Below are 10,885 nucleotides of genomic sequence, written 5' to 3'. Positions count from 1 at the left end.
GCTGCTTTTTAACATTCGGGATATGCTTATAAAACAGGAACACTTGTTCCGTACTGTGAATAAACTGTAAAAAAAACATGCGGCTGAATAGCTCTGTCTGTTCGTGAACAGCCGAATCATGAAACAAAGGAGAGACCTGTTATGTCCCGCAAAGATGGACGCGTCATTATGCTCGCAGACTGCCAGTCATTCTATGCCAGTGTGGAGAAATCGGCACATCCCGAATACCAAGACCGTCCCCTCGTCGTAGCGGGAGATCCGGCACGCCGTTCGGGCATCATTCTTGCGGCCTGCCCTCTCGCCAAGTCTTATGGAATTACCACGGCTGAGCGACTGGGTGAAGCCCTTGCCAAATGCCCGGACGTTGTCGTCATTCGCCCCCGGATGGCGGAGTACATTCGTGTATCCCTGCACATTACCCGGATTCTTCAGTCCTACACAGACCTTGTTGAGCCCTACAGCATTGATGAGCAGTTTCTCGATGTCACCGGAAGCCTGGACCTGTTCGGCAGTCCGGAGACGATTGCCCGTAGTATTCAATCCAGAGTCATGGAGGAGACGGGCGTATACATTCGGATTGGCATCAGTGATACCAAAGTGGTGAGCAAAATGGCCTGTGACTTATATGCCAAAAAAGAACCCGGCGGCATCTGTGTCCTGAATCGCAAGGACATGGAGAAAACCATCTGGACCAAACCTGTCCGGGAGATGTTCATGGTCGGTTCCCGGATGGGGAAACATCTCTATAACATGGGTATTCACACGATTGGTGATCTGGCACAGACGCCGCTGTCCAAACTGAGGGAACGCTGGGGAGTAAATGGTGAAGTATTGTGGCGCATTGCCCGCGGCATTGACGATTCCCCCGTGAAACCCGGGACATACACACATCAACAGCAGGGCATCGGCCATCAGATGACGCTTCCCAGAGATTACGAGTCCTGGGAAGAAATCAAGGTTGTCTTGCTTGAGCTGGCTGAGCTCGTCTGCCGACGTTCCCGGGACAAATCACTGATGGGTAACGTTGTCTCCGTAGGATGTCGAGGACAGGATTACGACCGCCCAACCGGCTTCTCACGCCAGATGAAGGTGAACGAGCCAACCAACATTACGGATGAAGTATACGATGCGGCCGCGGCACTCTTCCTCCGCCATTGGGACGGATTACCCATCCGCCGCATCAGCGTCTCACTGACTGGACTGGTGCCTGATTCCGAAGTGCAGCTGTCCTGGTTCGATGATCGTGAGCGCAAAAGAGAACTGGAACGTGCCACAGATGACATCAAGCGCAAGTTCGGAGACACCGCCATCATGCGGGCTTCCTCGCTCTGCTCTTCTGCACTGGCACAAGATCGTTCCCATAAAATTGGAGGTCATTACAAATGAGTAAAAAATTACAGCAAAATGGACTTTTCGAATCTTCCCGCATGATGCTTCCCGAGCATCGGGAAGCATACATTCTTCATCAGGAACAGCTTGCTCCTCGTACTCGTCCATCTCTGGATGCTCAGGCAGCGGAAGAAATGTCCCGTTTGCTCAGCAATTCAATGGTGCTTGGAGATGCAGTGACCATTACCCTGTTCCATGAACATGACGATATCCGGTTTACCGGACAGGTGCTGAAGCTGGATCCTTCTGTCCGTACTCTCAGGCTGCTGACGCCAAATGGGACCCGGGACATTCAGATGAATCTGATTACCAATGTGACACTGGCGAACGAATGACGCAGCAGAAAACGAATTCCAACGTTCCGTCTTATATCGGCAATAGGGACTATTCACTTTGCAAACTCTCATTAGCGAATATTCCGCGATAGATGCAGCCTATTCCAGGCATGCAGGACCGTTTTCCTAGACTTCCAATAAGGCTCTCTGAAGCAGCCAAACACCTATCTTCGCCGGAGCTGACTTCGTCCCAAGGAAGCAAAATGACCGATATGTGATTCATCGGCCATGTTGATGGGTATATGGGGAAAGCTCTAAAAAAGACTCCAGTCAAATTCCTTGGAAAGCCGCTCCAGCAAATGCACACCGGCAATGCTGTTACCTTTTCGATTCAGGGCCGGTCCTACAAGACCAATGCCAAACTGGCCAGGAACAAGAGTGATAATTCCTCCGGACACACCGCTCTTGGCAGGCAGACCGACCTCAATGGCGAACTCGCCCGATGCGTTATACATACCGCAGGTGGTCATGAATGTTTTGGCAATCTGTACATATCGACGTGGAATGAGCTCATTTCCATTGATCGGATCTGTTCCATCATGGGCAAGCACCAGAGCCATACGGGCCAGATCCGCACAAGTCACCTCAATTGAACAGTGACGGAAATAGACGCAGAGCACATCTTCCACATCTTCCTTGATTACACCATTATGCTTCAGAAAATAAGCCAGCGAACGGTTCAGGTGACCTGTTTCCGATTCGGACCGGAAGACCTCTTCGTTATAGTCCAGCCGATCATTGTTCGCCAGCTTGCGGAAAAACTCAAGAATACGCCGTGACTTCTCTTCCTTGCAGTCTCCGGCGACCAGGGAGGAGACCGTTATGGCTCCCGCATTGATTAGCGGATTAAACGGAATACCTGGTTCAACAAGTTCGAGCTTGATCATCGAATTGTAATCGTCACCAGTAGGTTCTTTTCCAACATTAAAGAAAACCGCTTCTTCCCCATGATCCATGAGGGCCAGAATAAGCGTGAACACTTTGGAGATGCTCTGCATCGTAAAGGGGACACCGCAATCTCCGGCAGATACATGATTGCCTTCGGCGTCCATAATATGTATGCCCAGCTCATCCTGCGATGCTTTGACCAACTCCGGGATATAGGAAGCGACCTTTCCCTGCCCTGTATGCAGACGACTCGTCTCCAACCATTCCGGCAGCAATTCGTTCAGACGCTCCATTACCGTATTGCTCATCTCCATCTCCTCCATATCTCTGTGTAGCATCCTACATCGTTCCTGGGGACAAACTCCCATACCAAGGGTATGCAGTAGAATGTATATTTGTAATTACCCTTCAGGGCTAATCCATTACCGCCGCACTTGAAGGTTCAATTCCAGAATCTCGCCGGGAAGTCCTTCCATATCGCCTGTCCACGTGGAAACAAAGTTCTGTCTGACCAATATTCGGCGGGATGCCTCGTTGGAGGGATCTATAATCGCGTAAAGCACACCCATTCTTGCCGCCTGTGCTTTCAAAATGAGACGCGCCGCAATGGATGTGCCATGACCTTGGCCCCAATACTCAGGCAAAACCATGTAGCCCATCTCGGCCCGGGACGGATCGGATTCATCCGGAATGAGTTTGGCGTATGCCATCCCAGCTCCATCTGCACCAGATACCCGGTAATATCCGCAGCTGGAGCCCAGATTATAATCCAGCATGGACCGGAATTGCGCTTTCGCTTCTTCTTCGGGGAGAGTACGTTCCGTAATTTGTTTCATGACTTCCATATTGGAAACCAGAGCATAATAATCTGCAAAATCAGGTTCAGCATATTTGACGAAGTTCATTGAAATCCTCCTCCAGATCCGAACAGATGTTGTTGCCCTTCAATTCACCTAGAGTATAGCAGAAGCACAGGATACAATGCACGCAGCCACCGAGCAATCCAAGTACAGGCAGCAGTTTTGCCTATCCCTATCCAAAAAAAACGGCCTCCGCAGAGACCGCCATACTTTTATTTAACATATAAATGAACTACCACGAAATATTTGAAATCGGAATAAACTCAGCTTGCCCGGGATGAAGGTTTGAGACTCATTTGACCTTCGTGCTGACGCGTACGACGATTTTGACCCGGAGGTGTAATCATCAAGGCGAGCAGCAGGGAGACAGCACAGAGTATCGCAATAACGATAAACGTCAGATGGAATCCGCCCAGCAGAGCACTGATAAAGGACCCGGCCAGGGCACCAATTCCAAATCCCTGATAGATGACACCATAGTTTTTGCTCTGATTTTTCAGTCCGAAGTAATCCGCGACAATCGCCGGAAAGACGGTAATGTTACCACCGAAACAGAACGCAACTGCAGCCACGCAGGCGAAGAACACGCCGTAGGTCAGTGGAACGAGGCTTAGCGTCATGACCGCTGCTGCCGTAACCAGCAGTGCCCCGGCAATGACTTTCATCCGGCCTACTTTGTCCGACAAGGCCCCCAGGATGATCCGACCTGCCGTATTGAAGATCGCAACCATCGCTACTGCATTCGCGGCGGTAGCGACGTCAAGACCTGCCAGCTGCACGCCGATGTCTTTGACGATACCGATCAGATACAATCCGCTCATACATGCCGTGAAGAAAATAACGAACAACATATAAGCTTCTTTCGTCCGAAGCATTTCTTTTACCGTGTACTGATGACGGGTAACTTCCTGCTTCGCCCCTTCGGTCTTGCTAACGGGAGCCTGTTCACGAACAACGGCTTCGCGAATCAGGAAAGATCCGGCCACAATCAGGACCAGGACGATGATGCCCCAATACATAAATGCCTGCGCAGGCCCTACAGCGCCAATCAATGCCGAGTTCACATATTTAAACAACAGACTTCCTGTACCAAATGCGCCAACGGAAATACCCGAGATGAGACCTTTGCGTTCCGGGAACCATTTAATCAGGTTGGATAACGACGTAATATAAGCGGCCCCGTCTGCGAATCCAACCACGAATCCTGCCAATATATAGAGCAGGGTTAATGAAGTAACTTGAGAACTGAGCACAAGTCCCAGACCAAGCACAATCCCCGCTATACGAATCAGGCGCTGAAGTCCCCATCGTTCCTGCAGCCGGCCTGCAAACAGCGTAGCAAATGCGAGTGCAAAACTTGTGATTGAAAAAGTTATCGCGACCGAGCTGACGTCCCATCCGAAATGGTCAGACAGCGGTTGATTAAATAAACTCCAGGTGTAGATGGTTCCAAGGCCCATTTGTACAATAATTGTTCCCAGTACAATAAGCCGCCGATTCATTTTTATGGATGTCGATGCTGAATTAGGTGCTGATGAAATAGCTGCTTTCATCGTGATCTCCCCTTTGCCGATGTCATGTCTGAGCACACTGTCCATCATTCGATGAATGACAATGCTGCTTTGAATGCGTTCACAAGCTAATCATACATGAAAGGGGATTCATAACACCGATTTAAGCATGAGTTGCATCAAATACGGAATGAAATGCCTCTATATGCGCATGAGCTGCCTAAATTCCTTGACCTTGCCCCGGCTTACCGGCACTTCAGCTTCCAGATCGCGTAGACGGAGCAGGTACGTATTGTTAAACCAGGGTACAATTTCACGTATTTGAGACAGATTGACCAGGTAAGAACGGTGGCAGCGAAAAAAAGACTCCTGCGGAAGGCGGCCATGAAAATCCGTAATGCTCACCGGCATCGTAAACTCACCATTTTTGGTATACACCTTCGTTACTTTCTCCTGTGCTTCCGCATAATAGATGTCGGCCGTATCCGTCACGATAATGTTGTCGTTGCGCAGCAGATTAATTCGTATTCCAGTCCCTGCGACAGAAGCTTTAGCCTGTGATCCTTGCATGGAGGCTTCATCCGTCACTTGGGCCTGTCCATGTTCATCCACTGCCTCTCCTGCATGATCGCGTTTGAAGGCATTCTCCAGCTTAAGCAGCATGGCTGCAATTCGTTTCTCATCATAAGGCTTCAGAATGTAGTCAAAGGCTTCCAGCTCGAACGCTTCAGCTGCATGCTCCTTATAAGCTGTCGTAAAGACGATGTAAGGCTTACTGGCGAATTTCCCAATATGATGGGCCAGCATCATGCCGTCCAGCGATGGAATGTTAATATCGAGAAAAATAACGTCGACTTCCTGCTCCTGCAAAAACTTCAGCACATCTAGTCCATCTTCGAGGCAGGCAACCACTTCAATCTGACTATGTTCCTGGATCAAATAATTCAATTCTTCACTTGCAGGAATCTCATCTTCCACGATAAGAGCTCTCATAGACCAATCACCTTGTCACGACATCTCCTTTGGGTACGTCAAAAATAATATCGGTTCCTTGCTCCAACCGCGTAATCGTTACGCCTTGTCCATATATGAGCTTCACCCGCCGATGAACATTATATAAACCAATCTGATTCCCCGGCATTCGGTCTCGATACACCTTCTCAATGATATCCGGGTCAATACCGGCACCGGTATCACTGACTCCTATTCGTACAAAGTCAGGGTAATCCTGTACCCGAATCCGCACGGTTCCAGGTCCTTTGACCTTGAGGACACCATGAATGATGGCATTTTCAACAAGCGGCTGAATGACCAGACTTGGAATATGCACAGCCACCTCATCAATCTCATAGATCACGTTAAGCCTGCTGCCATAACGGGCTTTCTCAATCTCCACATAATTGCGGACCTGCTCCAGCTCCTTATGAATATCGATCAGCTCATCCGACAGTTCCAGATTGTAGCGCATGTATCCCGACAGATTCACAATCAACTCCCGCGCCCGGTCAGGCTTCGTTCGAATCGAAGAAGCAATCGCATTCAGCGCATTGAAGAGAAAATGAGGATGAATGGTCGTCTGCAATGCCCGCAGTTCCGCTTTGTTGGCGGCTGCCTTAATCTCTTCGACCCGGGATACTTCCATCTGAGTGGAAATAATTTGCGATAGTCCCACAGCCATCGTTTGCAGCGGATACGTAATTTTATAGGCTTTACGGTAATAAATCTTCAATGCTCCCGTGACCTCGCTCCGCTCCTTGAGCGGAATAATCAGCAGGGAATGAATGTCCGGCGTTTTCTCATCCGTCACATCATTACTGATGGTAATCTCCCCACTGGAGATCGTCTGCTTCGTCATCTCGCTAATAATCTCATTGCCGATGTGATATCGTTCTTCCCCGAATCCAACATAGGCCAGTACATTGCGGGTATCTGTAATGGCAACAGCGTCGGCCTGGATATCCTCCTGTATAATGCGGCAGATGGTCCGCAGGGAATCCTCATCGATAGAACGGAAATAGGGCAGGGTTTTGTTCGCAATTTCCAGTGCAAGTTTCGCCTGGCGTGCTGCAATCATTTCCTTTTCCCCTTCCACACTCTGCACCAGCAGCACGATTAGTCCAATATTGACCTCACCCAAAATCATCGGCAATGCAATCCTGGATACAATGTCAGCACCCAGTGGGTCCGGATAGGAATATAGCAGGATCAGCAGCATCGTGAGCGCTTCACAGATCATCCCGGCCGCAATACCGACCATCCACCGCTTCGACTTCGGCGTATACTTGTGAATGTAACCCGACACCAGACCGGCAATAATACTCGTAATGAGACACGGAATCGCCGTAACCCCATCCATATCAATCAAATAACGATGTACTCCCGATACAATCCCCGTAATAATCCCTACAGGTGCTCCAAACAAAATACCACCGGACAACACGGCGATGATCCGCACATTCACCAAAGAGCCTTCCACATTAATCCCAGTATAGGTGCCAAAGATCGCAAAAGCACAAAATAAAAGCGTGACCGCCACATATTCCTGAGGCCTTAGTTTCCCTTTCTGCAAAATCTGTCTAAAACGAGGTACCCTCGATAAAAAGAATAAAAAAATAATCAGCAGCGCCGCACGCTCAAACAACCCCAGCAGCATCGTAAACATTTCCATGAATCCTGCTTCCTCCAAATCAATCAAAAATCAACATTTTCCAGTATCAGTGCAGCTTCCGTTTTCGTTTTCGTTCCTTTTGCATGACATATGAATGCTCATTCTCACGTTCATCCTGCATGCTCGTATGCACCAGTTTACCGCTCTGCCAGGGAGAAAGCAAAGTCATTCGGTGGAAATGAGATATAAGCAAATGGCAGCGGATAATCTTTTTCTCCTTACAGACTCTAAGAAATCCGTTACACCTTATTACGAGAATTAGTATGGAATGAAAACTTTAACGAACCTATACGACGCTATATAAGTAAAAAAAACTACAATCAACCTCGCAAAAAGAGAAATAACAGCTCTGTGATTCGTTACGACATCAAACCTGAAGAATTAACCTGGTCAGCGTGCGCTCAGTTCGTTACAACTATTTTAGCTTTTCGAGAAACACGTTTGTATCATGCAACTCATCTCACAAACTTGTCTGGTGCTAACGGCAAAAAAGGGGCAGCCCATAAGTCATTTTCTGACTTATGGGCTACCCCGCCCTTCAACCAATCCACACCCTCGGTGTAGTTTTGAGTTTTATAAAATAAACAGATCATTCACACAAAACGAAGAGGACAGAATAAACCTGAAGAAGCGAAGCGCTCGCCTTTATCCCCGGATTTTCCCCTTTGAAAAAGGGAATCCAAAAAATCCGGGGATAACAGCGATCGGAAGGTTGTTCTGGCATCGTAGTGCTCCATGTGAATGTGAAGTTCATTTTATGTCCTCAACCTACAGCGACCTCACCGAAACATCCCCCACAGCTTAATCAGATGAAACGTATTGTTAGGATCAATCTTCTGGGCGATGACGAAGGCAACGAACTGCTCCTCCTGAGCTGACGAGAAGTTTTCATTCAAAATGACTGCAGATGACTTGACCAATCTTCTAACCTTGGCCCGGTCCTGGAGATCGGACTTGGTGATTCCGTCAATCAGCTTTTTGATGCGATCTTTGACAGCCGGATTTTTCATTTTTAATTTGATCCGCTCCACCAGCTGCGGACTAATCCCATATTGTTGATAACTCAAAACGTACAGCACCTCCCAAAAATGAACTCACTTTCTATTCATATGACGGGAGGGCTTGTACACTTGACCTTTTTCGCATGAAATACAGAAACCCGTACGTTCAAGCACGTATTAGTCGATCAGATCACCCTGGAATACCTGCTGCTGCTGTAAATACTCTCGCAAAGCCGTATAGTCCACAGACGTCCAGAAGTTAGGATCGGCGATTAGACTGGTTACGTCATCTCTCGCCTGCTCCAATACAGCAAAGTCTGCAACCATATCTGCCAGACGGAATTCCGGTAATCCACTCTGTTTGGTCCCGAAGAAATCCCCCGGTCCCCGCAGATCGAGATCACGGCGGGAAACTTCAAAGCCATCCTCCGTTTCGGTCATGACCTTCATGCGCTCCTGCCCAACCTCAGTTTTGGGATCAGCAATGAGCACGCAATAGGACGCGTGGGCTCCCCGGCCGACACGGCCACGAAGCTGATGCAGCTGAGATAAGCCGAAGCGGTCGGCATCCATAATAACCATTAGTGTAGCATTCGGTACATCAACGCCGACTTCTACCACAGTGGTTGAGACGAGAAGCTGAATATCGTTGCTGTAGAACGCACGCATCATCTCTTCTTTCTCCCCAGTAGTCATCCGTCCATGCAGCAGGCCCACACGATAGTTCGGAAAGTTTTGCTGCATCTGCACATGCAGATCAATCGCATTCTGGACATCCAGCTTCTCGGATTCCTCAATCAAGGGGCAGATGAGGTAAGCCTGACGGCCCTGATCCACTTCGCGGGAGATGAAACCCAGCACCCGCTCCATCATGTCGTGTTTGACCCAATACGTGGAGATCGGAATCCGTCCCTTCGGCCGCTCCGAAATCGTCGATACTTCAATATCCCCAAATGCCGTAATCGCCAGCGTCCGCGGAATCGGGGTCGCCGTCATGGTTAACACATCGGGATTATATCCTTTTCGCCGCAAAATGCTCCGTTGGTTCACACCGAAGCGATGCTGCTCGTCCGTCACGACAAGACCAAGATCACGGAAGAATACATCTTCCTGAATCAATGCATGAGTACCCACCACGATATCAATCATCCCCATTTGCAGCGAAGCAATCAGATCTTTTCGTTTCCGTCCATTCACGCTACCCGTTAGGAGCCCCACGGTTACGCCAAAAGGCTCAAACAGTTTTTGCAATGAGCGCATATGCTGCTCGGCCAGAATCTCGGTAGGGACCATTAGAGCCCCCTGGAAACCGGAACGAACCGAGGTATAGAGCGCAATAGCTGCGATCACTGTTTTACCCGAACCAACATCCCCCTGGAGCAGCCGATTCATGGAATAGGGGGAGCGCATATCGTGAAGAATCTCCAGCTCCACCTTCTTCTGAGCATCTGTCAGTTCAAACGGCAGACTACGTACAAACTCGCGAATGGTGGCATTATCCGTTGTATGCACAACCCCATTCATGCGATTTCGGTTCAATGCACGATAGGCCTGCATCTTCAGCTGGAACAAAAACAATTCTTCATAGACCATGCGCTGTCTGGCCTGCTGGCCTTCCCGATTATCCTGCGGACGGTGAATCCCCGCGATCGCCTGTTTACGAGGCATCAGTCCGTATTTCTTCATCAGAGCTGGAGGTAAAATCTCGGGAATCATGTCTCCAAATTGAATTAACCCCTGATTAATTGTTTTGCGCATCCAGGATTGCGTCAGCTTGCCCGTTACCGAATAGACCGGCTGCAGCGTTCCTGAACGGCCATCTCCCTTATCCGGGAATTCCGAATCCGAGACGGTCATCTGCATGCGCTTTTGTTCCCACTTCCCCGTTAGCACAATTTCCCGGTTCGGCGTAAGCTGGTCTTTTAGAAAATGACGATTAAACCAGGTTGCCGTGATCATCCACTCTTCTGTCATCACCTTGCAGGTGAGGCGGGACTTTTTACCGTAGCGCTGCAATACAGGGATGCCCATGATTTTACCCTGGACTGTAATCTTGTCCCCATCCTTCACTTCACTAAGGGAACGCAGACGATAATCCTCATAACGGAACGGATAATATTCAAGCAGGTCTTTAACAGTAGAGATGCCAAAGGCGTGAAGCTCTCCCTCTTTGAGAGCACTCACGCCGTTAATTTGCTTAACCGATATTTCTTCCAATTTCATGTCTAATCCC

The 10,885-nt window shown here is 49.0% G+C and carries 9 protein-coding genes; 2 read left to right on the top strand and 7 right to left on the bottom strand.

Going from position 1 to position 10,885, the window contains the following annotated elements; genetic code table 11:
• The first annotated feature begins 141 nt into the window (after positions 1-141).
• Positions 142-1,386, top strand: a complete 1,245-nt coding sequence (locus tag ABGV42_RS25125) for a DNA polymerase IV (RefSeq protein ID WP_347384173.1) — start codon at positions 142-144, stop codon at positions 1,384-1,386.
• Entirely contained in the window at positions 1,383-1,724 is a 342-nt protein-coding gene (locus ABGV42_RS25120; RefSeq protein WP_347384172.1) for a YolD-like family protein, read from the top strand. Before ABGV42_RS25125 ends, ABGV42_RS25120 begins: the two co-directional genes overlap by 4 nt.
• A gap of 254 nt (positions 1,725-1,978) precedes the next feature.
• On the opposite strand, the gene glsA is transcribed toward ABGV42_RS25120, so the two are convergent.
• The 7 genes from glsA to recG form a co-directional block, all read right to left on the bottom strand.
• Positions 1,979-2,920, bottom strand: coding sequence for a glutaminase A (gene glsA / locus ABGV42_RS25115; protein WP_154895432.1), 942 nt, complete (start codon positions 2,918-2,920; stop codon positions 1,979-1,981).
• Between the two features lie 114 nt (positions 2,921-3,034).
• Positions 3,035-3,517 (bottom strand): GNAT family N-acetyltransferase, encoded by a 483-nt coding sequence (locus ABGV42_RS25110; protein WP_347384171.1) that lies wholly within the window; start codon positions 3,515-3,517, stop codon positions 3,035-3,037.
• Between the two features lie 218 nt (positions 3,518-3,735).
• Positions 3,736-5,025: an L-lactate MFS transporter gene (locus ABGV42_RS25105; RefSeq protein WP_347384170.1), complete on the bottom strand. Its 1,290-nt coding sequence runs from the start codon at positions 5,023-5,025 to the stop codon at positions 3,736-3,738.
• A gap of 159 nt (positions 5,026-5,184) precedes the next feature.
• On the bottom strand, positions 5,185-5,976 hold the full coding sequence (locus tag ABGV42_RS25100) for a LytR/AlgR family response regulator transcription factor (protein ID WP_347384169.1): 792 nt from the start codon (positions 5,974-5,976) through the stop codon (positions 5,185-5,187).
• Between the two features lie 7 nt (positions 5,977-5,983).
• Positions 5,984-7,651 (bottom strand): sensor histidine kinase, encoded by a 1,668-nt coding sequence (locus tag ABGV42_RS25095; protein WP_347384168.1) that lies wholly within the window; start codon positions 7,649-7,651, stop codon positions 5,984-5,986.
• 779 nt (positions 7,652-8,430) lie between these two features.
• A complete protein-coding gene (locus ABGV42_RS25090) occupies positions 8,431-8,718 on the bottom strand; it encodes a stage VI sporulation protein F (protein WP_095290289.1) in 288 nt (95 codons plus the stop codon).
• 111 nt (positions 8,719-8,829) lie between these two features.
• Positions 8,830-10,875 carry an ATP-dependent DNA helicase RecG gene (gene recG / locus ABGV42_RS25085; RefSeq protein ID WP_347384167.1) on the bottom strand — a complete coding sequence of 682 codons (2,046 nt, stop codon included), beginning with the start codon at positions 10,873-10,875 and terminating at the stop codon, positions 8,830-8,832.
• Positions 10,876-10,885: the final 10 nt, after the last annotated feature.

It is taken from the genome of Paenibacillus pabuli (assembly GCF_039831995.1).
Taxonomy (GTDB): domain Bacteria; phylum Bacillota; class Bacilli; order Paenibacillales; family Paenibacillaceae; genus Paenibacillus; species Paenibacillus pabuli_C.
Note: the sequence above shows the minus strand (reverse complement) of the source record. Positions and strands in the feature narration are given on the sequence as shown.

What these genes read in the sequence shown, in the direction of transcription:
- ABGV42_RS25125 (WP_347384173.1), top strand. Translation starts at nt 142, where the DNA reads ATGTCCCGCAAAGATGGACGCGTCATTATGCTCGCAGACTGCCAGTCA.
- ABGV42_RS25120 (WP_347384172.1), top strand. Translation starts at nt 1,383, where the DNA reads ATGAGTAAAAAATTACAGCAAAATGGACTTTTCGAATCTTCCCGCATG.
- glsA (WP_154895432.1), bottom strand. Translation starts at nt 2,920, where the DNA reads ATGAGCAATACGGTAATGGAGCGTCTGAACGAATTGCTGCCGGAATGG.
- ABGV42_RS25110 (WP_347384171.1), bottom strand. Translation starts at nt 3,517, where the DNA reads ATGAACTTCGTCAAATATGCTGAACCTGATTTTGCAGATTATTATGCT.
- ABGV42_RS25105 (WP_347384170.1), bottom strand. Translation starts at nt 5,025, where the DNA reads ATGAAAGCAGCTATTTCATCAGCACCTAATTCAGCATCGACATCCATA.
- ABGV42_RS25100 (WP_347384169.1), bottom strand. Translation starts at nt 5,976, where the DNA reads ATGAGAGCTCTTATCGTGGAAGATGAGATTCCTGCAAGTGAAGAATTG.
- ABGV42_RS25095 (WP_347384168.1), bottom strand. Translation starts at nt 7,651, where the DNA reads ATGGAAATGTTTACGATGCTGCTGGGGTTGTTTGAGCGTGCGGCGCTG.
- recG (WP_347384167.1), bottom strand. Translation starts at nt 10,875, where the DNA reads ATGAAATTGGAAGAAATATCGGTTAAGCAAATTAACGGCGTGAGTGCT.